This window comes from Actinoplanes sp. 13 (assembly GCF_056134165.1).
Map to the genome: position 1 here is coordinate 432,106 of NZ_JBVYOQ010000001.1, position 23,651 is coordinate 455,756.

The 23,651-nt window shown below is 72.0% G+C and carries 21 protein-coding genes; 5 read left to right on the plus strand and 16 right to left on the minus strand.

Features of this window, described 5'->3' with window-relative positions:
• Positions 1-21: 21 nt before the first annotated feature.
• From AC0NH5_RS01925 to AC0NH5_RS01940, 4 genes are all read right to left on the minus strand, one after another.
• Entirely contained in the window at positions 22-1,353 is a 1,332-nt protein-coding gene (locus tag AC0NH5_RS01925; RefSeq protein ID WP_474399135.1) for a M16 family metallopeptidase, read from the minus strand.
• Positions 1,354-3,699 (minus strand): polyribonucleotide nucleotidyltransferase, encoded by a 2,346-nt coding sequence (locus AC0NH5_RS01930; protein ID WP_474399137.1) that lies wholly within the window; start codon positions 3,697-3,699, stop codon positions 1,354-1,356. It abuts the gene before it with no gap.
• A 194-nt stretch (positions 3,700-3,893) separates the two neighbouring features.
• A complete protein-coding gene (rpsO, locus tag AC0NH5_RS01935; protein ID WP_045741481.1) occupies positions 3,894-4,163 on the minus strand; it encodes a 30S ribosomal protein S15 in 270 nt (89 codons plus the stop codon).
• 114 nt (positions 4,164-4,277) lie between these two features.
• Positions 4,278-5,207, minus strand: a complete 930-nt coding sequence (locus tag AC0NH5_RS01940; protein WP_474399140.1) for a bifunctional riboflavin kinase/FAD synthetase — start codon at positions 5,205-5,207, stop codon at positions 4,278-4,280.
• 118 nt (positions 5,208-5,325) lie between these two features.
• Here AC0NH5_RS01940 and AC0NH5_RS01945 point away from each other — a divergent pair, with 118 nt between their 5' ends.
• Complete coding sequence (locus AC0NH5_RS01945; protein ID WP_474399141.1) at positions 5,326-5,505, plus strand: hypothetical protein; 180 nt, start codon at positions 5,326-5,328, stop codon at positions 5,503-5,505.
• Here the strand turns inward: AC0NH5_RS01945 and truB are convergent, their stop codons facing one another.
• From truB to rimP, 10 genes are all read right to left on the minus strand, one after another.
• Positions 5,506-6,387 (minus strand): tRNA pseudouridine(55) synthase TruB, encoded by an 882-nt coding sequence (gene truB, locus AC0NH5_RS01950; RefSeq protein WP_474399143.1) that lies wholly within the window; start codon positions 6,385-6,387, stop codon positions 5,506-5,508.
• A 284-nt stretch (positions 6,388-6,671) separates the two neighbouring features.
• Positions 6,672-8,003 (minus strand): MATE family efflux transporter, encoded by a 1,332-nt coding sequence (locus AC0NH5_RS01955; RefSeq protein ID WP_474399146.1) that lies wholly within the window; start codon positions 8,001-8,003, stop codon positions 6,672-6,674.
• 459 nt (positions 8,004-8,462) lie between these two features.
• Entirely contained in the window at positions 8,463-9,476 is a 1,014-nt protein-coding gene (locus AC0NH5_RS01960; protein ID WP_474399148.1) for a DHH family phosphoesterase, read from the minus strand.
• Positions 9,473-9,940 (minus strand): 30S ribosome-binding factor RbfA, encoded by a 468-nt coding sequence (gene rbfA, locus AC0NH5_RS01965; RefSeq protein ID WP_474399151.1) that lies wholly within the window; start codon positions 9,938-9,940, stop codon positions 9,473-9,475. The genes AC0NH5_RS01960 and rbfA overlap by 4 nt, the downstream gene beginning before the upstream one ends.
• Before the next feature lie 148 nt (positions 9,941-10,088).
• Positions 10,089-10,382, minus strand: a complete 294-nt coding sequence (locus AC0NH5_RS01970) for a DUF503 domain-containing protein (protein WP_474399152.1) — start codon at positions 10,380-10,382, stop codon at positions 10,089-10,091.
• Positions 10,383-10,467: 85 nt separating this feature from the next.
• Positions 10,468-11,487: a TRM11 family SAM-dependent methyltransferase gene (locus AC0NH5_RS01975; protein WP_474399154.1), complete on the minus strand. Its 1,020-nt coding sequence runs from the start codon at positions 11,485-11,487 to the stop codon at positions 10,468-10,470.
• 171 nt (positions 11,488-11,658) lie between these two features.
• Positions 11,659-14,766 (minus strand): translation initiation factor IF-2, encoded by a 3,108-nt coding sequence (gene infB, locus AC0NH5_RS01980; RefSeq protein WP_474399157.1) that lies wholly within the window; start codon positions 14,764-14,766, stop codon positions 11,659-11,661.
• 106 nt (positions 14,767-14,872) lie between these two features.
• On the minus strand, positions 14,873-15,259 hold the full coding sequence (locus tag AC0NH5_RS01985) for a YlxR family protein (protein WP_474400319.1): 387 nt from the start codon (positions 15,257-15,259) through the stop codon (positions 14,873-14,875).
• A complete protein-coding gene (gene nusA, locus AC0NH5_RS01990) occupies positions 15,237-16,253 on the minus strand; it encodes a transcription termination factor NusA (RefSeq protein WP_474399160.1) in 1,017 nt (338 codons plus the stop codon). Before nusA ends, AC0NH5_RS01985 begins: the two co-directional genes overlap by 23 nt.
• Positions 16,250-16,891, minus strand: a complete 642-nt coding sequence (rimP, locus tag AC0NH5_RS01995; protein WP_474399163.1) for a ribosome maturation factor RimP — start codon at positions 16,889-16,891, stop codon at positions 16,250-16,252. The genes nusA and rimP overlap by 4 nt, the downstream gene beginning before the upstream one ends.
• Before the next feature lie 224 nt (positions 16,892-17,115).
• On the opposite strand from rimP, the gene AC0NH5_RS02000 reads away from it, so the two are divergent.
• The 3 genes from AC0NH5_RS02000 (at position 17,116) to AC0NH5_RS02010 (ending at position 18,814) form a co-directional block, all read left to right on the plus strand.
• Positions 17,116-17,583 carry a hypothetical protein gene (locus tag AC0NH5_RS02000; protein WP_474400321.1) on the plus strand — a complete coding sequence of 156 codons (468 nt, stop codon included), beginning with the start codon at positions 17,116-17,118 and terminating at the stop codon, positions 17,581-17,583.
• On the plus strand, positions 17,580-18,002 hold the full coding sequence (locus AC0NH5_RS02005; protein WP_474399164.1) for a ferritin-like domain-containing protein: 423 nt from the start codon (positions 17,580-17,582) through the stop codon (positions 18,000-18,002). Before AC0NH5_RS02000 ends, AC0NH5_RS02005 begins: the two co-directional genes overlap by 4 nt.
• A gap of 104 nt (positions 18,003-18,106) precedes the next feature.
• Positions 18,107-18,814, plus strand: a complete 708-nt coding sequence (locus AC0NH5_RS02010) for a nucleotidyltransferase domain-containing protein (protein ID WP_474399166.1) — start codon at positions 18,107-18,109, stop codon at positions 18,812-18,814.
• A 9-nt stretch (positions 18,815-18,823) separates the two neighbouring features.
• Here AC0NH5_RS02010 and map read toward each other — a convergent pair whose 3' ends face one another.
• Positions 18,824-19,681: a type I methionyl aminopeptidase gene (gene map / locus AC0NH5_RS02015; protein WP_474399169.1), complete on the minus strand. Its 858-nt coding sequence runs from the start codon at positions 19,679-19,681 to the stop codon at positions 18,824-18,826.
• Positions 19,682-19,771: 90 nt separating this feature from the next.
• Here map and AC0NH5_RS02020 point away from each other — a divergent pair, with 90 nt between their 5' ends.
• Positions 19,772-20,083, plus strand: a complete 312-nt coding sequence (locus tag AC0NH5_RS02020) for an STAS domain-containing protein (RefSeq protein ID WP_474399170.1) — start codon at positions 19,772-19,774, stop codon at positions 20,081-20,083.
• On the opposite strand, the gene AC0NH5_RS02025 is transcribed toward AC0NH5_RS02020, so the two are convergent.
• Complete coding sequence (locus AC0NH5_RS02025; protein WP_474399173.1) at positions 20,080-23,610, minus strand: SpoIIE family protein phosphatase; 3,531 nt, start codon at positions 23,608-23,610, stop codon at positions 20,080-20,082. The two genes, AC0NH5_RS02020 and AC0NH5_RS02025, sit on opposite strands and share 4 nt — an antisense overlap.
• Positions 23,611-23,651: the final 41 nt, after the last annotated feature.

The window sequence follows — 23,651 nt, forward strand, 5'->3', positions numbered from 1 at the left end:
CGTCACGGGGTCCAAGAGTAACTACGCGTGCAACTCGGCTTCGTCGAAAGGTCCCACCACGGCCAGCGAACGTTCACCCGAGAACAGGTCGGCGGCGACCGCGTTGACCTCCTCGACGGTGACCGCGTCCACCCGGGCCAGCATCTCGTCGACGCCCATCAGGTCGCCGTGCAGCAGCTCCGACTTGGCGAGCCGGCTCATCCGGGAGCCGGTGTCCTCCAGGCCGAGCACGTACGAACCCTTCACCATGCCCTTGCCACGGATCAGCTCGTCGGCCGTGATGCCCTTGTCGGCCACCCGGTCCAGCTCGCCGCGGATCAGGTCGAGCACCTCGGGCGCCTTGGCCGGCGCACAGCCCGCGTAGACGCCGACGAGGCCGGAGTCCGCGTACTGGCCGGCGTACGAGTAGACCGAGTAGGCGAGACCGCGCTTCTCCCGGATCTCCTGGAACAGCCGGCTCGACATGCCGCCGCCGAGCACGTTGTTCAGCACGCCCAGGGCGAACCGGCGTTCGTCGTGGCGGCCCAGCCCGGCGCCGCCCAGCACGATGTGCGCCTGCTCGGTGTCACGGTGCAGGATCGCCCGCTGCGCCTTCCGCAGCCGGACCCGCTTGTCACCGGCCCGGGTGGGGGCGGGCGCGGCGGGAGAGGCGTCCAGCGGGGTGCCGGCGAGCGCCTTGCGGACCAGCCGGACGACCGTGGCGTGGTCCAGGTTCCCGGCGGCCGCGACCACGATCTGCGGCGGGGTGTAGCGGCGCCGGTAGAAGCCGTTGATCTGGTTCCGGGTCATCGGCGCGATCGACTCGGGGGTGCCCGAGATCAGCCGGCCCAGCGGGTGGCTGCCGTAGAGCACCTCGGCGAAGACGTCGTGCACCTCGTCACCGGGCTCGTCCTCGTGCATGGCGATCTCTTCGAGGATCACGCCCCGCTCGGTCTCCACGTCGGCCGGGTCGAGGATCGAGTCGGCCACCGCGTCGACCAGCACGTCCACCGCGAGCGGCAGGTCGGCGTCGAGCACCCGCGCGTAGTAGCAGGTGTATTCCTTCGTGGTGAAGGCGTTGGTCTCCCCGCCGACCGCCTCGATCTGCGCGGAGATCTCCAGGGCGGTGCGCTTGGGGGTGCCCTTGAAGAGCAGATGCTCCAGGAAGTGCGAGGCGCCGTGCAGGGCCGGGGTCTCGTCCCGGGAGCCGATACCCACCCAGATCCCGAGCGAGGCGCTGCGGGTGGTGGGAATGGCCTCGGTGATGACCCGCAGGCCGCTGGGCAGCGTTGTCTTCCTTACGCCGTCCTGAAGGGTCCGGGTGACAACGCGGGCCGGCCTTCCGGCCGGCCCGCGGTTGCTGTTCGCTGTCACTTAGTCGCGACGCTCTCCGCCACGCTCACCGCTCGGCCGGGTCCGGCGACGGCGGGGCTCGCCGCTGCCGCCACCCTCACCACGCGGGGCGCGGTCCTCACGGGGCTCACGCGGGGGACGGCCACCCTCGGCAGCCGCGGGAGCGGCGGCCGGGGCCTCCTCGCCCTCCGGGCGAACCTTGTCCAGGTAGATCTTGCCGCGGGCGTCGATGTCCGCGATGGACACCTCGACCTTGTCGCCGACGTTGAGGAAGTCCTCGACCTTGTCGACCCGCTTGCCGTCGCCCACCTTGGAGATGTGCAGCAGGCCGTCGCGGCCGGGGAGCAGCGAGATGAAGGCGCCGAACGCGGCGGTCTTCACCACGGTGCCGAGGAACTTGTCGCCGGCCTTCGGCATGGTCGGGTTGGCGATCGCGTTGATCCGCTCGACCGCGGCCTCGGCGGCCGGGCCGTTGGTCGCGCCGACGTAGATCGTGCCGTCGTCCTCGATGGAGATGTCGGCGCCGGTCTCGTCCTGGATCGCGTTGATCGTCTGGCCCTTGGGGCCGATCACCATACCGATCTTGTCGACCGGGATCTTCACCGTGGTGACGCGCGGCGCGTACTCGCTCATCTCGGCCGGGGCCTCGATGGCGGCGGTCATCACGCTGAGGATGGTGGCGCGGGCCTCGTGCGCCTGCTGCAGCGCGCCGGCCAGCACGTCCGACGGGATGCCGTCGAGTTTGGTGTCCAGCTGCAGGGCGGTGACGAACTCGCTGGTGCCGGCGACCTTGAAGTCCATGTCGCCGAACGCGTCCTCGGCGCCGAGGATGTCGGTGAGCGCCACGTACTGCGTCTTGCCGTCGACCTCGTCCGAGATCAGGCCCATCGCGATGCCCGCGACCGGGGCCTTCAGCGGCACACCGGCGGAGAGCAGGGCCAGCGTGGAGGCGCAGACCGAACCCATCGAGGTGGAGCCGTTGGAGCTCAGGGCCTCGGAGACCTGCCGGATCGCGTACGGGAACTCCTCGCGCGACGGCAGCACCGGCACGAGAGCCCGCTCGGCCAGCGCGCCGTGACCGATCTCGCGGCGCTTCGGCGAGCCCACCCGGCCGGTCTCACCGGTCGAGTACGGCGGGAAGTTGTAGTTGTGCATGTAGCGCTTGGTCTTCTCGGGAGCGAGAGTGTCCAGCGACTGCTCGAGACGCAGCATGTTCAGCGTGGTGACGCCCAGGATCTGGGTCTCGCCACGCTCGAACAGCGCCGAGCCGTGCACCCGCGGCAGCACGCCGACCTGCGCGGTCAGCGGGCGGATGTCGCGCGGCCCGCGGCCGTCGATGCGAATCTGCTCGCGCAGCACCCGCTGGCGGACCTCGGACTTGGTGACCGAGCGGAACGCCGCGCTGATCTCCTTCTCCCGGCCCTCGAACCGCTCGTCTAGCAGCTCGTGCGCCTTGGCCTTGATCAGGTCCAGCGCTTCCTCACGCTCGGCCTTGCCGGCGATGGTCAGCGCCTCGGCGGTCTCACCGCGCACCGCCTCGGTCACGGCCGCGTACACGTCGTCCTGGTAGTCCAGGAAGACCGGGAAGTCGGCCACCGGCTTCGCGGCGACCTCGGCCAGCTCGCTCTGCGCGCGGCACAGCTCGCGGATCGCGGGCTTGGCCGCTTCCAGGCCGCTGGCGACGATCTCCTCGGTCGGCGCGGCGGCGCCGGCCGAGATCAGCTTGATCGCGTGCGGGGTGGCCTCGGCCTCGACCATCATGATCGCGACGTCGCCGTCCGGCAGCGTCCGGCCGGCCACGACCATGTCGAACGTCGCCCGCTCGAGCTCCTCGAGGGTCGGGAACGCGACCCACTGGCCCTCGACGTGCGCCACCCGGGTGGAGCCGACCGGGCCGCTGAACGGCAGGCCGGAGAGCTTGGTGGACATCGAGGCCGCGTTCATGGCGACGACGTCGTAGGGGTGCGCCGGGTCGAGCGCCAGGATCGTCTCGACGACCTGGACCTCGTTGCGCAGGCCCTTGGTGAACGACGGGCGCAGCGGCCGGTCGATCAGGCGGCAGGTGAGGATGGCGTCCTCGCTGGGACGGCCCTCGCGCCGGAAGAACGAGCCGGGGATGCGGCCCGCGGCGTACATCCGCTCCTCGACGTCGACGGTCAGCGGGAAGAAGTCGAAGTGGTCCTTCGGCTGCTTGCTGGCGGTCGTCGCGGAGAGGACGGTGGTGTCGCCCAGTTGGACGATCACGGAGCCGGCGGCCTGCTGAGCGAGGCGGCCGGTCGAGAAGACGATCTCCCGGGTGCCGAACGATCCGTTGTCGATGACGGCGGTGCGGGTTTCGGTGCCGAGAGCGGTGTTCTGCTCGGTCATGAAGTGCGGTACTCCTTCGTCGAGGACCCGGCGGTCTACAGCGCGGTTCGCAAAGGCCGGTCTTCGATCGAAGTACCCAGGAAGGCTGTGCCTGGGAACCACTACCGAGGACCGGGTGCTGACGGTGTGATCCGCGCGGGTCCGTGGGTTTCAGTGGTGCTTCCTGGGGGAGCGCCGCTCCCCCAGGATCAAAACTATCGACGCAGGCCGAGGCGCTCGATGAGCGTCCGGTAGCGAGCGATGTCCTTCTTCTGAACGTAGTTCAGCAGGCGGCGGCGCTGGCCGACCAGCAGCAGCAGACCACGACGGCTGTGGTGGTCGTGCTTGTGCACCTTGAGGTGCTCGGTCAGGTCAGCGATCCGCTTGGTGAGCATGGCGACCTGAACCTCGGGCGAACCGGTGTCGCCGTCCTTGGTCGCGTACTCACCCATGATCTTGTTCTTGGTCTCTTGATCGAGCGCCATGTTCTCCGGACTTCTGTGTTGCCGATTCAGACGATTTCCCGCACCCGCGGCGTCGGGCAGGCAAGCGGGATCGGTGTCGGGACAACCCAACGACGGTTAAACCCTATCAGGGCGTCACGGGAGCAACACCCGGGTCTCTTCGACGTCGGCCCGGATCTGGGCGATCAACGGGTCGATGCCTTCATATCTCCGCTGCTCACGGAGGTGCGCGACGAAGTCGAGGCTGACCCGCTCGCCATAGAGGTCGCCCTCGAAATCCAGCACGTACGCCTCCACCCGGCGCTCCCGCCCGGAGAAGGTGGGATTGGTGCCGATCGACACGCTGGCCCGCCGGGCGACCGTCTCCCCGCCCCGGGTCAGCCAGGCGGCGTAGATGCCGTCGGCCGGCACCGCCGCGTAGCGGTGCACCATCAAGTTGGCGGTCGGATAACCGAGCTCGCGGCCACGCTGATCACCCCGGACCACCACACCGGCCAGCCGGTGCGGCCGGCCCAGCGCCGCCGCCGCGGCCCGCACGTCACCGGCGTCGACACAACTGCGGATGTAGGTCGAGGAGAAGACCAGCCCGTTCTCCGCGACCAGTGGCGCGTCCTCGACGGTGAACCCGAATTTCTGCCCCAGCGACTCCAGCATCGTCACGTCGCCGGCGGCCCGGTGCCCGAAGCGGAAGTTGTCGCCGACCACCACGACCGCGGTGTGCAGCGCCTCGACGAGCACGTCGTGCACGAACTCGTTCGGCGTGAGCTGGGAGAAGGCCGGGGTGAACGGCACCACGCAGAGCGCGTCGACACCGAGCTGCTCGATCAGCTCGGCCTTGCGCACCGGCTCGGTGAGCACCGCCGGGTGCGAACCCGGGCGGACCACCTCGGCCGGGTGCGGGTCGAAGGTCATCACCACCGACTGGAGGCCCAGGTCACGGGCCCGCTTCACGGCGTGCCCGATGATCGCCTGGTGCCCGCGGTGCACGCCGTCGAAGACGCCGATCGTCACGACCGACCGGCCCCACCCGCCGGGGACCGACTCGTAGCCCCGCCACCGCTGCATCGAACGCCCCTCCGCTGAACTTCCGGCGCCCTAGCGTATCGATCCCGCAGCCCGGAGGAACGCCCACCGGGCCTCGCCCGGATAGTTACGATTGTCACCGATACCAGGAGGCTGGACCATGGACCAGCACGACGACGAACCTCGCCGGCCCGACGAGCATCCCACCCCTGACGTGCACGGACCGACGGTCGAGGTCGCGGGCCTGCCTGCCGACCCCCTGCCGTCGACACCCGCCCCGGCCCCGATGCGGATCCGCCTGCGCAACGCGGTGCCACCCACCCCGGCCGGCACCGGCTGATCAGGCCGGGGCCAGCACGATCTCCGCCCGGGCCTTGCCCTCGCGCTCGCTGACGATCGCCAGCACCTCGCCGGCCTCGTCGAAGACCGCGTAGGGCCCCTCGATGCCGGCGGCGCTCAGCGGCCCACCGTGACGCAGCGTCCGGGTCTCCTCCGCGGAGGCCGTGCGCTGCGGGAACGCCCGCCGTGCCGCCTCCGCCATCGGCAGCCCGACCACGTCCGGTGCACGCTCCTCCAGCTCCTCGAGGGTGACCGCGGCTGCCAGCGTCATCTCCCCCACCGCGGTCCGGCGCAGCGCGGTGAGGTGGCCGCCCACCCCCAGCGCGGCACCCAGGTCACGGGCGATCGCCCGGATGTAGGTCCCCGACGAACACGTCACATCGACGTCCACGTCGATCACCGCACCGCCCTCCGGACGCCGGATGTCCAGCACCTCCAGGTCGAAGACGGTGATCCGCCGGGCCGGGATCTCGACCGCCTCACCCTCGCGCACCCGCTTGTAGGACCGCACACCCTTGATCTTGATCGCGCTGACCGCGCTGGGCACCTGATCGATCTCGCCGACCTGCGCCGCCAGCTGCGCCCGGATCGCCTCGTCGGTCACCGCCCCGGCCGGCGCGGTCGCGGTGACCTCGCCCTCGGCGTCGTCGGTGACGGTCGACTCCCCCAGCCGGATCGTCGCGGTGTAGCTCTTCCGCGCGCCGATCACATAGGTCAGCAGCCGGGTGGCCCGGTTCACCCCGATGATCAGCACTCCGGTGGCCATCGGGTCCAGCGTCCCGCCGTGCCCCACCCGTCGCGTCTTCGCCAGCCGCCGGATCCGCGCGACGACATCATGCGACGTCATCCCGGCCGGCTTGTCCACCACGATCAGCCCATCCACACGACCACCCTATTTGCGCCCGCGATGGTCTACCCAGGCGGTCCGGTCCCCCTTCCTTTCAAAGCCGCGGGAGTACGCGCCATCGGTCCCCGCCGAGACCACGGGGTGCCGTCTGTTCCCGGCGGCCTCGCTGCCCACTCCGGCCTTTGCCGCCTCCGCCGGGCGGAGCTCGGTGGTCACCCGGCTGCGGTGCCGTGACACGGCGCGCACCGCCCGCCCGAGGGCGAGAGCGCACCCGGCCCACGTCACCGCAACCGCCCCGCCCGCACCCCACGACCGGTTTCTCAGCGGGTCGCGCCGACGACCACCCACCGAGGCGAGCGCCACCGCCACACCAGCGCCGCGAAGCGGGCGAACGTGAACAGTCCGAGACCCGCCCACACCCCGGCCAGTCCGAGGTCGAAGGCGTACGCGAGCCAGATCGCCGGCAGGAACCCGCACAGCGCGGCAAGCACCGTGACCGTGCGCAGGAAAGCCACGTCCCCCGCGCCGATCAGCACCCCGTCCAGGGCGTAGACGATGCCGGCGAACGGCAGCAGCGTCACGAACCACGGCCACACGATCGCGGCCTGGTCCAGCACCGCCTGATCCGAGGTGAACAGTCCGGGCACCACCGAGGCCCCGGCCGCGGCCAGGGCGGCGAACGCGGTCGCGGCGACGCCGCCGGCGAGCGTCACCCGGCGGGCCACGTCGCGGGCCTCGTCCGCGTCACCGGCGCCCAGGGCGGCGCCGACCAGGGACTGCGCGGCGATGGCCACGGCGTCGAGGGCCAGGGCCGCGAAGAACCAGAGTTGCAGGGCGATCTGGTGGGCGCCCACGGCGGCGATGCCGAAGCGGGAGGCGACGGCGGTGGCGGAGAGGAAGCAGGCCTGGAAGGCGGCGCCGCGGATGAGCAGGTCCCGGCCGAGCACGATCTGGCCGACGATGATCGCCGGGATCGGGCGCAGGCTGCGGGTCTCGCGAATCAGGGCCAGCAGGAACAGGCCGCCGCCGACGCTCTGCGCGGTGACGTTGGCGATCGCGGAGCCGGTCAGGCCCAGCCCGAACGGATAGACCAGGATCGGGCAGAGCACGGCGGACAGCACGTTCGCGCCGAGCACGATGGTGAGCGGGCGCCGGGTCTCCTGGACGCCGCGCATCCAGCCGTTGCCGGCTGCGGCGAGCAGCAGGCCGGGCGCGCCGAAAGCGGCGATCCGGAGCCAGCCCGCGGCGGCCTCGGCGGTCTCCGGGTTGCCGGCCAGGACCCGGGCGAGCGGTTCGGCGCCGACCAGGCCGGCCAGGGCGAGCAGCAGGCCGAGGCCGAGCGCCAGCCAGGAGGCCTGGACGCCCTCGGCGACGGCCGCGGACCGGTCCCCGGCGCCGAAACGGCGGGCGGCGCGGCCGGTGGTGCCGTACGCCATCAGCGTGCCGAACCAGGCGGCCATCGACATGATCGTGCCGCCGACCGCGATCGCGGCGAGCTCGACCGGCCCGAGGTGCCCGACGACAGCGGTGTCGACGAGCACGTAGAGCGGCTCGGCGGCCAGGACCACCAGCGCCGGCAGTGCCAGGGCGGCGATCCGGCGGGCGGAGGCGGTGTGGCGCGGCTCAGCCGGCGAGTCTGCAGGCGGGCTCATGGTGACCCATGATGCCCGCCTCGCAGTAAGGGCCGCAATGCGACCCCGTCACTTACATTTACTGCCGGGTGTCCAGCGAGGTCTGCAGGGCGCGGCGCGCCTGCTCGGCGGAGTCGTCGGACGGCTGGGGCTTCGGCTTGGCAGCCATGAGTGGATCCTCCACGGTGGGGTGGGGCGCACCGCGGCACGGGGCGCCCGGAATCGGTCGAGCAGGGCGTCACAGGAGCCCGATCCGGGATCGCCGGATCGCTGGCGGACGTGACGCGGCCCGGGGCGGTGGACCCGGGTGGCTCGAGGTCTCGCGGAAGGCGGTGGTGTCAGCCGCGCGAAACCAAATCACCGTTCAGCCCCCAAACTAACGTTCACTACGCCCGCCCATCCGGCGGATCCCGCGATCCGGGACGACAAAAATGGGAGCCACCCTGTCGGGTGACCCCCATTCAAGTGCTGAAACGTTGCCTAGTTCAGGTGTTCGTCAAGAAGGCGACGAACCACGGCCACCACATCCTGGGCGTCGCCGTGACCGGTGAAGCCCGCCGCCAGCCGGTGACCGCCGCCACCCTGGGAGACCGCGACGCCGCTCACGTCGACAGCGCCCTTGCTCCGCAGCGACACCGACCACTCGCCCGCGGCAACCTGCTTGACCAGCACCGACACGTCCGCCTCGGCCACCGAGCGGACCGGGTCGATGAGAGCGTCCAGCACGTACGGCGGCTGCGCGTGCCGCTCCAGGTCGGCCAGCGTCGCATAGGTCCAGACCATGCCGCGGCCGCCGGCCGCGTCCGGCTCCAGCACCGCCCGGCCCATCACCTCGCCGGCCAGCTTCATCGCCCCGAACGGGCGGCTGTCGAAGATGCGCCGGGAGATCTCCCCCGGGCGCAGGCCGGTGGCGATCAGGCGGGCTGCCAGCTCGTGCACCGCGACAGTGGTCAGGTCGAACTTGAACGAGCCGGTGTCGGTCGCCAACGCCACATAGAGGCACTCGGCGATCTCGGCGTCCAACTCGACGCCGAGCCGGGTCAGCAACTGCTCGGCCACCACCGAGGTGGCCGCCGCCCGGGGGTCGACCAGCTGCACCCCGCCGAAGCCGGTGTTCGACGCGTGGTGGTCGAGCACCACGCCGGCCGGCGCCGCGGCGAACAGGCCGGCCAGCCCGCCGAGCCGCGACTCGCTCGCCACGTCGAAGACCAGCACCAGCGCAGGCTCCGCGAAGGCCTCCGACTCCGGGACCAGCAGGTCCGAGCCGGGCAGCGTCGCGTACGGCCCGGGGACGCGGAAGTCGCCCGGGAACGTGGCCCGGATCCGCCGGAAGCCGAGCCGCCGCAGCCCCAGGCCGAAGCCCAGCATGCTGCCGAGCGCGTCCCCGTCCGGGTTCACGTGGCAGATCAACTGGATCTCGTCGTCGTCGCCGAGCGCGCGGACCGCCGCGACCGCGGCGGCCCACTGCTCGGCCGAGGGCTCGGACAGGGTCAACCCTGGTCCTCGGCAGCGCCCACCCGTTCCGGATTGTCCTCGTCCTCGTCCTCGTCGCTCTTGTACGGGTCCGGGTCGCCGGCGTACTTCTTGCCGGCGGCCAGCCGCTGGACCTCCTCGTCCCGGTGCCGCGCCTGGGCCAGCAGGTCGTCGATCTCCTTGACGTTGTCCAGCACGTTGTCCAGCACGAACGCCAGGCTCGGCGAGTGCCGCAGGCCGAGCGCGTGGCCGACGCGGCTGCGCAGCATCCCCTTCGCGCTCTCCAGGGCCGCCGCGGTCGACGCCTGCTCGGTCACGTCGCCGAGGACTGTGTAGAAGACCGTCGCCTCGCGCAGATCGCCGGTGATCCGGGCGTCCGTGATCGTCACCATGCCGAGTCGCGGGTCCTTGATCTCCCGCACCAGCGAAGCCACCAGTTCACGGACGCGCTCCGCGTGTCGCCGTGTCTTGGCCGGATCCGACATCTCGCCCACCTCCGACTGTCATTCCGCGGGTCAGCACCGCCCCCGCCCCAACGGCTGAAGCCTACCCAGCTCGAATTACCGGTATGACATCGGTTTTCCGCCCCGGCGGGCCACGGCCGGGGGCGGCACCCCATCTCCGCGGGCGGACTCAGTCGTCGTCGCCGTAGAGGCGCCGCCGGACCGAGAGCAACTCGATCTCGGGACGGCCGGCCACCTGGTGCTCGCAGGTGTCGATGACGGCACGGGCCTGCGCCGGGTCCGGCGCCACCACCGCCACCCCGATCTGGGCCCGGCCGTGCAGGTCGTGGAAACCCACCTCGGCGGCGCTCACCTCGAACTTCTTCAGCATCGCGATGATCGGCCGGAGATAGGAGCGCTTCTGCTTCAGCGAGCGGGAGTCACCGGGCAGGAGCAGGTCGAAAACTGCGGTCTCGGTATACATCAGCGAGCAGGGTACGCCCGGCTCAGAACCCCCGCGTGTGAATTTCCGGTTCGGATCGCACCCGAAGTTCACACGCCGGGTGGTGTCATTTGCGGGCGACCACCACGTCGCGTTCGATGCCCTGGTCGACCCGGTGCTCCAGGGGGAGGTGCTCGACCAGCGTGAGCCCGTTGGCCAGCAGGACGTCCTCGGCCAGCTCCCGCTTGGCGACCTTGGTGTTCCAGGAGAGCCCGATCGCGCCGCCGGGACGCAGCAGCGGCAGCCACTGCGGCACGGCCCGCTCCAGCAGGTCCAGCGGGCGGCGCGAGATGCCGCCGTCGTCGTCGTAGCTGCCGTGCGCCACGCCGTACGGCAGGTCGGCCACCAGCACGTCGGCGACGCCGCCCCGGATCAGGCCGTCCAGCTGGGTGGTGTCGGCCTGGAGCACGGTCAGCTTCTGCACCGCGCCGGCCTTGTGGTCGTCCTTGCTGGCGGCCATCGTCACCTCCAGGCGGCGGGCGGCCCGGCGGCCCTGCCGGCGCACCGGGACCAGGTCGGCGGTGTGCTTGAGCCGCTTGCGCTTCAGCCAGGTCTGGAGGAACAGCTTGTACGCCTCGACGTCCTTGCCGTCGATCTCCACGCCGATCGCGTCGTAGCCGTACATCAGGGCCTGGTTGAGCGTGGTGCCGCGGCCGCAGAGCGGGTCCAGGACAGTCAGCCGCCCGTCCAGCATCCGGCCGGCCGAGGCGGAGGCGAGCAGCGTCAGGTTGAGCACCAGCTTGGTGAACTGCTCGTTCGTCTTGCCGGCGTACTTCGGGATGGTGATCAGGTCGCTGTCGTAGCGGGCCAGCGGGCTCAGCACGAGCGGGCGCAGCAGGTCCTCGCCGACCCGTTCGAACAGCGCGTACGCCGAGGAGAGGTTGGCGAGGTAGGCGATGTCACGCTCCTGGAGGGAGCCGTCGAACGTGACGTACTCCACGCCGCCGATCACGGTGGTGTCGATGTCCGCGAGCTCCGCGGAGAGCACCGGGCCGAAGGCGGCCAGCTCCGCGACGGACATCCGGGACGCCTGATCGGCGTAGACGCGGTTGGCGGACGGAGCGAGCAGCATGGCATACCGGGACATGCCGTCATCCTTGCAGCCCGGCCCGGCAGCTCCGCCCGGGGGCCGCGCCGCCGGGCCCGGCCCGGCAGGTGGTCGCGGTGTGGCCCCGGGACTCCGCGTCGTGCGTACTCACCAAAGAACGAAGGCGGCCCCGGCGCCAGGCGCCGGGGCCGCACTCTGATCAGCCGAGGCTTACGCCCGCGGCTTCTCGCGCATCTCGAAGGTCTCGATCACGTCGCCCACCTGCGGCGAGCCGTAACCGCTGAAGGTCACACCACACTCGAAGCCCTCGCGGACCTCGGTGGCGTCGTCCTTGAACCGCCGCAGCGAGTTGATCGTGACGTTCTCGCCCACCACGACGCCGTCGCGCAGGATCCGCGCCTTGGCGTTGCGGCGGATGAGACCCGACCGGACGATACAACCGGCGATGAGACCGATCTTGGACGAGCGGAAGACCTCGCGGATCTCCGCGGTGCCCAGCTCGACCTCCTCGTACTCCGGCTTGAGCAGGCCCTTCAGAGCCGCCTCGATCTCCTCGATGGCCTGGTAGATCACGCTGTAGTAGCGGATCTCCACGCCGGCGCGGTCGGCCATCTCCTTGACCTTGTTCGAGGCCCGGACATTGAAGCCGATGATCGTCGCGGTCTGCTCCGACGAGGCCGACGCCAGGTTGACGTCGCTCTCGGTGATCGCACCGACGCCGCGGTGGATGACCTTGAGCTGGATCTCGTCCGGAATCTCGATCTTGAACAGCGCCTCTTCGAGGGCCTCGACCGAACCGGAGCCGTCGCCCTTGATGACCAGGGTGAGCGAAGCCTTCTCGCCCTCCTTGATGTCCCGCATCATCTCGTCGAGAGACTTCGGACGACGCGAGTTGGCGAAGGTCGCCGCGCGACGGCGTGCCTGCCGCTGCTCGGCGATCTGCCGCACGGTGCGGTCGTCCTCGGCCGCGAGGAACGTGTCGCCCGCGCTCGGCACCGAGGTCAGACCGAGCACCAGGACCGGACGGGCCGGACCCGCCTCGGCGACCTGGGTGCCGTTCTCGTCGAGCATGGCCCGGACGCGACCGTGCGCGCCACCCGCCACGATCGAGTCACCGGCCCGCAGCGTGCCCTTCTGCACCAGGACGGTGGCCACGGCACCGCGACCCTTGTCCAGGTGCGCCTCGACCGCGACACCCTGGGCGGGGCCGTCGATCGGGGCAGTCAGCTCGAGCGCCGCGTCAGCGGTCAGCAGGACGGCCTCGAGCAGGTCGTCGATGCCGATGCCGGGCTTGGCGGCCACGTTCACGAACATGGTGTCGCCGCCGTACTCCTCGGCGAGCAGGCCGTAGTCCGTCAGCTGCTGCCGGACCTTGTCCGGGTTGGCGTCCGGCTTGTCGACCTTGTTCACAGCGACCACGATCGGCACCTCGGCGGCCTTGGCGTGGTTGAGCGCCTCGACCGTCTGCGGCATCACGCCGTCGTCGGCCGCGACCACCAGGATCACGATGTCGGTGACCTTGGCGCCACGGGCACGCATGGCGGTGAACGCCTCGTGACCCGGGGTGTCGATGAAGGTGATCGCCCGATCCTCGCCCTGGTGCGGGACGACGACCTGGTAGGCGCCGATGTGCTGGGTGATGCCACCCGCCTCGTCGGCGACCACGTTGGTCTTGCGGATCGCGTCGAGCAGCTTCGTCTTACCGTGGTCGACGTGACCCATGACGGTCACCACCGGCGGACGGGTGACGAGCCGCTCCTCGGCCACGTCGGCGTCGAGGTCGATGTCGAACCGCGCGAGCAGCTCACGGTCCTCGTCCTCGGGGCTGACGATCATCACGGTGAAGCCCAGGTGCTCGCCGAGCAGCAGCAGGGTGTCGTCGGACACCGACTGCGTGGCGGTCACCATCTCACCCAGGTTGAACATCTCCTGGACGAGCGAGCCGGGGTTGGCGTTGATCTTGTCGGCGAAGTCGGAGAGCGACGCGCCACGGGACAGCCGGATCTCCTGGCCGTTACCGCGGGGCGCGCCCGAGCTCATCTGCGGCGCCGACAGGTTGTCGAACTCCTGACGCCGCTGCTTCTTCGACTTCCGGCCACGGGTCGGCCGGCCGCCGGGACGCCCGAAGGCACCCGCCGCACCGCCGCCACGGCCACGGCCACCGGGACCGCCCGGACGACCGGGAGCACCGGCACCGACCGGACCGCCGGCGCCGCCACCGGGACGGAAGCCGCCGCCGGCGCCACCGCCACCACCGGGACCGCCACGGTAGCCACCGCCACCGCCGCCACCACCGGGACGGAAGCCGCCACCGGCGCCACCGCCACCACCGGGACCGCCACGGTAGCCACCGCCACCGCCGCCACCACCGGGACCGCCGCGACCTGCGCCACCGGGACCGCCGGGACGACCGGCGCCACCGGCGCCGGGACCGCCACCGGGACGACCCGGGCGCTGCGCCGGCATGGACGCCGGGCTGGGCCGCGGGGGCATCGAGGCAGGGCTCGGCCGCGGGGGCATGCCGGCCTGGTTGGGCCGGGGCATGCCGGCCGGCGAGGGCCGCGGGGCCCCACCACCGGAGACACCGAACGGGTTGTTGCCCGGACCACGGGCGGGCGGGCGCGGAGCGCCGCCGGCCGGACCGGGACGGGGACCGCCGGGCGCAGCCGGAGGCGTGTTGCGACCTGCGGCCGGGGAGCCCGGACGCGGCGGGACGCTGCCGGGACCGGGGCGCGGCCCACGCGGGGCGCCGCCGTCGGCGGGACCCTGCGGGCGGCGCTCGGCATCCCGGGAACGGGCGGCCTGCGCGTCGCGTGCCGCCTTGACGGCAGCCTCCTGCTCAGCCTTCAGCGCCGAGGCGCGCGCCTCGGCGGCGGCCACCTCGATGTCGTGCGCGCTGGCCGGTTTCGCGACCGGGCCGGGCGTCGGGCCCGGGCGACCGGGAACCGACGGCTTCGGCCGGACGAACGGGCCGGGCGACGGAGCAGCAGGGGAAGTAGGAACGTTGCTGGGACCGGCCTGCGGCGGGCCCGGGCGGCGCGGCGGCTGAGGCCGCCCCATCGGGGGTCCCGGACGCGGAGGCGTGGCGGTGCTCGATCCACCGGAAGCGGCGGGAGCACCGGGCGCCGGAGCCGAGGGGGCCGACGGAGCGGCTCCACCCTGCTCGAGGGCGCCTCGGAGCCGCCGGGCCACGGGGGCCTCGACGGTGCTCGATGCGGATTTGACGAACTCGCCCATTTCTTTCAACTTGGCGAGCACGGTCTTGCTGTCGACCCCGAGCTCTTTGGCGAGCTCGTGAACGCGGGCCTTGCCTGGCACTGCACTCCTCACTTCGAGGTCGTGCGAGCGCACCCGCACAGACCTCACTCGTGCACTAGAAGCCTTGTCATTTCAGGGACTTCATCGTGTGCTCATCTGAGTCGTCCTACCTTGCTGGGTCGTGACGAAGCGTGGACGCCTCGTCATCGGTGGGTCCGCACGGCACGGAGACCGTACGAATGTGCTCGGCGAGCAGGCCAGTGTCAGCAACACCAGTGAGACGTAACGCACGCCCGAAGGCACGACGTCTCTCTGCCTGCGCCAAGCAAGCCGGATCGGGATGCAGATGTGCTCCCCGGCCCGGCAGTCGACGGCCCGGATCGGGCAGAAGCCGGAGGTCTCCCCCGGATCCGGCCGCGACGAACCGCAGCAATGAAGCGGCCGGCGCGCGGTTGCGGCAGCCGACACAGGTTCGCGTCGGGCCGACCGTCGACAAGTCTACCCCTCGATCGCGCCGGGCGCTTATCCGGTCAGTTCCCCGCCTCGGCCGCATCACGGTCCGAGACGCCGGCCGGCTCGTTGTCCGGGCGGATGTCGATGCGCCAGCCGGTGAGCCGGGCCGCCAGCCGGGCGTTCTGCCCCTCCCGGCCGATCGCCAGCGAGAGCTGGAAATCCGGCACGGTGACCCGGGCCGTCCGGGTGGCGGCGTCCACCACCTCGACCCGCAGCGCCTTGGCCGGGGAGAGCGCGTTGCCGACGAACTGCGCCGGATCCTCCGACCAGTCGATGATGTCGATCTTTTCGCCGTGCAGCTCGCTCATCACCGCGCGCACCCGCTGGCCCATCGGGCCGATGCAGGCGCCCTTCGCGTTCACGCCGGGCACCGTGGAGCGGACGGCGATCTTCGTGCGGTGACCTGACTCACGGGCGATCGCGGCGATCTCCACGGTCCCGTCGGCGATCTCCGGCACCTCCAGCGCGAAGAGCTTCTTCACCAGCGCCGGATGCGAGCGGGACAGGGTGATCTGCGGGCCGCGGAAGCCCTTGGCCACGTGCACCACGATGCAGCGGATCCGGGACCCGTGCTCGTAGGTCTCGCCCGGGACCTGCTCGGACTGCGGCAGGACCGCCTCGAGCTTGCCCAGGTCGACGATGACGATGCCCTTCTCGGCACGCGCCGCGTCGGCCTGCACCACACCGGTGATCAGGTCGCCGTCGCGCCCCGCGTACTCACCGAAGTGCTGCTCGTCGGTGGCCTCCCGGAGGCGCTGCAGGATCACCTGCTTGGCGGTCATCGCCGCGATCCGGCCGAAGTCGTGCGGGGTGTCGTCCCACTCCCGCACCACGCTGCCGTCCGGGTCGAGCTCCTGGGCCAGCACGGAGGCCACCCCGCTCTTGCGGTCGATCTCCACCCGGGCGTGGCTCTCCGCGCCCTCGGTGTGCCGGTACGCCGTCAGCAGTGCGGTCTCGATGGCCGCCAGAATGGTCTCGAACGGGATTTCCCGCTCGCGCTCCAGGGCGCGCAGCGCCGCGAGGTCGATGTTCACTCCTCGCCCTCCCCTTCGTCGTCAATGTCTTCGTCGTCGTCCACGTCGTCCACGTCTTCGTCTTCGCCGAAGTCGGCGTCGTCCAGGCGCTTGAACTCGATCTGCACCTTGCCCGGCCCGAGCTCGGCGAAGCCCAGCTCCCGGGTCGCGCCGTCCACGTCGAGCACGACGCCGCTGTCGCTCACCGACGTCACACGGCCGACCACGCCGTTGACCGCGACCAGGCGCCCGGTGTTGCGGCGCCAGTGCCGCGGCTCGGTCAGCGGCCGGTCGACGCCGGGCGAGCCGACCTCGAGCTGGTATTCCCCGACGAGCAGCTCGCCGCCACTCTCCTCGGCATTGTCCAGCGCCGCCGAGATCTCCCGGGAGATGATCGCCACATCGTCCAGGCCGACGCCGCCGTCGGTGTCGACCAGGACCCGCACCACGTGCCGGCGACCGGCCCGGGAGACCGCGAGGTCCTCCAGGTCGTAACCCGCCTTCTCGACCACCGGCTCGACCACGGCACGGATCCTGGCCCGGACGGCCGTCAAGTCGATCCGTGGTGCGGCGGGAGTGCGGCTCTCCGCCTCCGGGCGGGTGCGGCGGTCACCGGGACGGCCGCCGGGCCGGGCCCCGGCGCGACCACGCTGCGTCATCGGGCTCGACCTCTCGTCAGCTCTGGCGCCGCTTCCACGGCTTGCGCGGGCAACGACTAGGTGTGTGGCAACAACTGGATAGGTTTGCAACGACTGGATGGTTTCGGAACGACTATATGCCGCCGGGCTGAACCCGCCCCGCGGCTGACCCCGAGCGTAACGCGCGGCCCGGCCGACCGGAGCACCGCCGCACCGATCGGATGGTGTTGACTGGCCCCGTGGTGATGACAGGGGGACAGACACGCCGCAGAGTGCTGGCCACGGCCGGCGTGTTGCCGATCGTCGCGGGACTCGGCGGATGCGGGCTCTTCGACGACGAGCCGGAGCCCACGCCGCCGCCGGACCCGCTGCAGCCGTTGCTGGACGAGGCGATCGCCCTGGCCGGGGCGTACGACCGGGCCGTCGCCGCCCGGCCGGACCTGGCCACCCGGCTGGCCCCGCTCGCCGAGGACCACCGGGCGCACGCCACCGAGCTGGCCCGGGTGATCGGCACGACACCGCCGTCCGGGGTGGCGGCACCCTCGGCCTCGGCCTCGGCCACCGACGGCGACCCCACTGCCGAGCTGCGCAAGGCCGAGCAGGCGGCGCAGAAGAACGCGGTCGCGGCCTGCCGGACGGCGCCGAAGGAGCGGGTGGCGCTGGTCGGGTCGATCGCCGCCTGCCGGGCGACCCACGCGGAGGCGCTGCGATGAGCACCGAGCTGACCGGCGCGCTCGCCGCCGAGGAGGCGGCCATCTATGCGTACGGGTTGATCGGCGTGCATCTCGACGCCGACGAGCAGGACCGGGCCCGCACCGCCGAGCAGGCGCACCGCAACCGCCGGGACGACCTGGTCGACCTGCTGGACGAGCAGGGGGCCAGCGCCCCGCCGGCGCCGGCGGGCTACCAGCTCCCGTTCGAGGTGATCGACCGGCCGAGCGCGCTGAGGTTGGCGATCCACGTCGAGGACGGTGTGGCCCAGGCCTGGCGGGTGGTGCTTCCGGTCACCGAGGGCACGCAACGCGCCGACGCGTTGTCCGCTCTGACCGATTCCGCGGTTCGCGCCACCCGATGGCGGCGGATCGCGGGAGTCGCTCCGCTGACCCTGGCTTTCCCGGGCCGCGCGGGGTGACCGGCTGATCGCGTGACGCGTGGGGCGTCCTCCGGGTCGCGCCACGCGCGTGAAAGGTCCGGATCGGGCCTTCCCCACGGCCGGCTATGGCCGAGAATGAGGAAGTGATCGACGGGATCGACAGCGGCACCCCCCGCGGGGCGCTCGCGTTCCGCCTGCGCGACGTCATCCAGCATCGCTGGCCCGCCGAGGTGCAGGCCATCGGCGTGCACGGTTCGGTCGCGCACGGCGACGACACCGACAGCAGCGACGTCAATCTGGTCGTCGTCACCTATCGGCCGAAGACCGGTCCCAAGCCCACCATGCGCCAGGTCGACGGGGTGCCGGTGGAGCTGCAGGTGATGTGCGCCGAGGAGGCCATGGGGCTGTCCCGCGTGCTGACCCCGCGCTGGCCGCTGCTGGCCGACGGCTTCATCAACAACTTCCCGCTGCACGATCCGAAAGGCTGGTTCGCCGACCAGCGGGAGGCGCACCTGACCCTGGTCGCCGAGGCGCGCCCGGCCGAGTTCACCCAGCTGGCCCGCCACAACTGGGCGATCGCCAACGGGTCGCACGTGCGGGCGGTCCGGCTGGCGCAGTGGTACGACACCGACTCCGCCATGCTCCTGATGGCCGAGGCGCGGCTGCACGCGGCGATGGTCACCGGCCTGCTGACCCGGACGTATTTCCGCAGCAAGGCGGACGCCGTCAAGCACACCGGGGTGGCCGCGGCCGACATGCAGGAGCTGGGGGCGATCCTGCGCTATCAGGCCGAGGAACTGGCGGCCCGGGGCCGGCCGGTGGACGGCGCCCTGGGCGCGCTGTTCGACTGATCCAGTCCCTCACGGCAGCGTCAGGATCTCGTAACCGTCGTCGGTGACCACGAGGGTGTGCTCGAACTGGGCGGTCCACCTGCGGTCCCGGGTGACGACCGTCCAGCCGTCCTTCCAGACCTCGTACTCATGGGTGCCCAGTGTGATCATCGGCTCGATGGTGAAGGTCATCCCGGTCTCCATCACCGTGTCCAGCCGCGGGTTGTCGTAGTGCGGCACGTACAGCCCGGAGTGGAAGGTCTCGCCGATCCCGTGACCGGTGAAGTCCCGGACCACGCCGTACCCGAACCGCCGCGCGTACGCCTCGATGACCCGGCCGATCGCGTTGATCGGACGGCCCGGGGCGACCGCGCGGATGCCCCGCATCATCGCCTCGTGGGTCCGCTCGACCAGCAGGCGGGCCTCCTCGCTGACGTCGCCGACCAGGAACGTCGCGTCGGTGTCGCCGTGCACACCGTCGAGGTACGCCGTGACGTCGACGTTGATGATGTCGCCGTCCTCCAGCACCGTGGAGTCCGGGATGCCGTGGCAGATCACCTCGTTGAGCGAGGTGCAGCAGGACTTGGGGAAGCCCTTGTAGCCGAGGGTCGACGGGTACGCCCCGTGGTCGAGGATGAACTCGTGGACCACCCGGTCGATCTCGTCGGTGGTGACGCCGGGCTTGCAGTGCTCGCCCGCCAGCTGGGTGGCCTGCGCGGCGATCCGCCCCGCAACCCGCATCTTCTCGATCGTCTCGGGGGTCTGCACGTGCGAGCCGCGCCATTCGCGCGGGCGTTTCTTGCCCACGTACTCGGGGCGGACGATCTGCGCCGGGACTGATCGCGCACGCGACTGCTTTCCCGGAACGAGTGGGGCACGTACGGTCATCTGCACAGAATATCCGGCCCGCGGCGTGCCCGGCCCGCAGCGGACGGGCTGTCCTTGCCGCCCGGCGGACCGCTGTGGAATCGTGTCTTCGTGGATCAAGAGGGCCAGGACCCGAACTTTTCGGCGATCGGAGAGGTGACCGGTGATCGGGTCACGGTGACCGTGACGGGCGAGGTCGACATGGCCACCGCCGAGGCCGTCTTCCGTGCCGCCACGCCGGACCGGGCGACCGCCGCCACACTGGACCTGCGCGCGGTGACGTTCTTCGATTCGGCCGCGATCCACACGCTGGTCCGGCTGGCCGAGCGATACCCGGACAGCCTCGCGGTCATCCCGTCCGACCGGGTGCGGCGGGTGCTGGACATCTCGGGGCTGGGCGAACAGCCCTGGTTGAAGTCCTAGGTACGGGGTCGCCTGAGGGTCACCGCGGTGCCCTCCGGTGAGCGGTGCACCGAGAGTTCGGTGAGTGCCCCGATCAGTGCCAGCCCGCGCCCCCGGAAACCCGGGTCGGTGGCCGGCCGCCAGCTGCCGGTGTCGCGGACCGTCACCACCACCGCGTCGTCCGCCACCGACGCCTCGACGGTGATGGCCGGCTCGGCCGGCTCCAGCGGGTGCTCGATGGCGTTCGCCGCGGCCTCGGAGACCGCCACCACCAGGTCGAAGGCGTCCGCCTCGGTGACGCCGTGCGCGGCCAGGAAGTCCTCCAGCCGCCGGCGCAGCACGGTCAGGACCCCGGCCTCGGCCGGCAGGCGAAGCACGAACTCCCGGGGCTCGGTCACCTCGAACGCGATCAGCGCGATGTCGTCCTGGCGGGTCTGCCGGGTGGCCTTGGCGAGCAGGCCGTCGAGCAGGTCCTCGATGTGCCCGGTGGGCTCGGCGGCGTCGACGGTCAGCTCGGCCAGGCCGTCGTCGATGCCGTGCCGGCGGTCCTCGATCAGGCCGTCGGTGTAGAGGAGCAACCGGGTGCCCGCGTCCAGCTCGGTCTCCCGGGTGGGATAGGTCACCTGGCCCAGCGCGCCGATCGGCGGGCCCAGCGCCGAGCCGTAGAGGAACGAGCCCGCCTTGCCGGGCGCGATCACGACCGGCGACGGGTGGCCGGCCGACGAGTAGCGCAACCGGCGGGTGCGCGGGTCGAACGCGACGCAGAGCACGGTTGCGAACTGCCGCCGGCCGAGCGTGTCCACCAGCCGGTTCAGCCGGGACAGAGCCCCGCCGCAGTCGAAGCCCTCCAGGACGTACGCCCGGAGAGCGTTGCGCAGCTGCCCCATGCCGGCCGCCGCCTGGACGCCCTTGCCGACCACGTCGCCGATGACCAGGAACAGCTCACCGTCCGGTGCGGCGATCACGTCGTACCAATCGCCACCGACCCGCGCCTCGCTGCTGCCCGGCACGTACCGGCCGGCAACGATGGCGCCCGGGACCCGGGGCAGCGTCTGCGGCAGCAGGCTGTGCTGCAGGGTGCTGGCGATCCGGTGCTCGGACTCGTAGAGGCGCGCGTTCGCCAGCCGCAGCCCGACGAGCCGGGCCAGCTGGGTGAGCACCGCCGGCTCGGCCGGTCCCTCGGCGCCGGACCAGACCCGCAGCTCGCCCAGGGGCGGCCCGGCGGTGTCCGGCAGCGGCAGGGTCAGGTCGGGCGGGACGGACCCGGCGGCGCCGCCGTCCCGTTCGGCGCGGGCGTCCGGCGCGGTCAGCACCACCCGGCCGGCCGAGGTCATCGCCTGCACGTGCCGCGCCGCGACGTCGAGCACCTCGGCCGTGGTGGGCACGGTGTTGAGGGCCACCGCGGCGTCCACCAGGCGGCGCAGCCGGTCCACGGTCTCCCGGCGGCTCTTGCCGAGCTCCAGGTTGGCCCGGACCCGGGCGATCAGCTCGCGGGTGGAGAACGGCTTGATCAGGTAGTCGTCGGCGCCCGCGGCCAGCCCCTCCACCGCGGACTCCTCGCCGGCCCGGGCGGAGAGCACCACGATCGGCACGTCCCGGGTCCGCTCGTCGGCACGCAGCGCGGCGACCAGGCCGAACCCGTCCAGCCGGGGCATCATCACGTCGGTCAGCACGAGGTCGAACGGGTGTTCCCGGGCCAGCTGGAGCGCCGCCTCGCCGTCCACCGCGACGACCACGTCCCAGTGCGGGCCGAGCAGCCGGGAGACGTGCTCGCGCAGGTCGGCGTTGTCGTCGGCAAGCAGGATCCGGCCGCCGGCCCGCTCCCGGACCGGCTCGGCCAGGTCCGGGCCGTCGCCGGCCCACCAGGTGACCTCGTCGACCCAGAGCCGGGACTCCGCCGGGTCGGCCGCCGGGTCCTCGCTGATCCGGTCCGGCGGCAGATGGCCGGCGCCGAACGGGATCCGCACCGTGAATTCGCTGCCGTGTCCCGGCCGGCTCTCCACCTCGACCGATCCGCCGTGCAGCTCGGCGATCTCGTGCACCAGCGCCAGCCCGATCCCGGTCCCCTCGTGGCTGCGTGCCCAGCCCCCGGTCACCCGGTGGAAGCGGTCGAACAGCAGGGCCTGCTCGGCCTCGGGGATGCCGACGCCGGTGTCGCGGACGGCCAGGACGGCGTGCTCGCCGTCGGCGTGCACCAGCACTGTGACGCCGCCCTCCGGGGTGAACTTGATCGCGTTGGAGAGCAGGTTGAAGACGACCTTCTCCCAGAGCTCGTGGTCGATGTGCACCGGCTCGGGCAGCCCGGGCGCGTCCACGGTCAGCTCCAGTCCGGCGCGCTCCGCGGCGGGCCGGAAGGTGCCGGCCAGCCAGGCGGTGTGCCCGGCCAGGTCGGTGGGGCGGTAGACCGCGCGCATCCGCCCGGACTCCAGCCGGGAGAAGTCCAGCACGGTGTTGACCAGTTTGAGCAGGCGCAGGCCGTTGCGGTGCACCAGCCCGAGCCGGTCCCGCACGGTGCCCGGCACGGCCTGGCCGGCGAGCAGGTCCTCCAGTGGGCCGAGGATCAAGGTCAGCGGCGTCCGGAACTCGTGGCTGACGTTGGAGAAGAAGGTGGTCTTGGCGCGGTCCAGGGCGGCCAGTCCGGCGGCCCGCTCCCGCTCGTGCTCGTACGCCCGGGTGCCCGCCACCGCCCGGGAGATCTGGGTCGCGGCCAGGTCGAGGAAGTCCCGGTAGTCGCCGGCCAGGTCGAGGTACCGGCTCACGCCGACGACCAGCGCGCCCACCGTCTCGGCGCCCACGCCCACCGGCAGCACCAGCGCCTCGTCGGCGGCGGAGGGAGCCGGGTCGGCGGTCAGCTCGCGCAACGCCACCCCGCCGGGGCGTCCACTGTCGATCACCTCGCGCAGCACCGGGTGGTTCGGCTCGTTCAGGACCAGCTCCGCGTACGGCAGGTCGGCCGGGTTCTCGCCGAGCACCGCGGCCACCTCGGCGACCAGCGCGTCCTGGCCCGGCGCGCCGGGCAGCCGGCGGCCGAGGGCGCCGAGCGTGCGCAGCCGGCGTTCCCCCAGCACCCGGCCGGTGGTGTCGGAGATGATGCCCAGCAGCCCGCGGGTCCGGCCCTCGCTGTCCCGGATCGGGTCGTACGAGACGTCGAAGTAGGTCTCCTCGAGGAATCCGTGCCGCTCCAGCAGGAAGAGGTGATCGGTCGAGCGGTACGCCCGGTCGTTCTCGATCACCCCGTCGAAGAGGCCCCGCAGGACGTGCCACGTCTCGGGCCATACCTCGCTGCCGGGCCGGCCCAGATGTCCGGGGTGCTTGTCGCCGAGCATCGCGATGCACGCGTCGTTGTAGAGGGTCGTGTACTCCGGCCCCCAGAAGACGGCGATCCCCGCCCGGGAGGCGAGCATCGTGACGACGGCGTCGACGAGTTCGGCCGGCCAGGTCGCCGGCTCGCCGAGCGGGGTGGCGGACCAGTCCAGTGCGGACATCCGCGCGCCTGTCTCGCCGCCACGGTCGAAGGCGATGCGCAGCCGGCTCGGCAGGGCACCCATCCTCGCCTCCCACGGATCTTCGCCGGCCGGTCGGATCACCC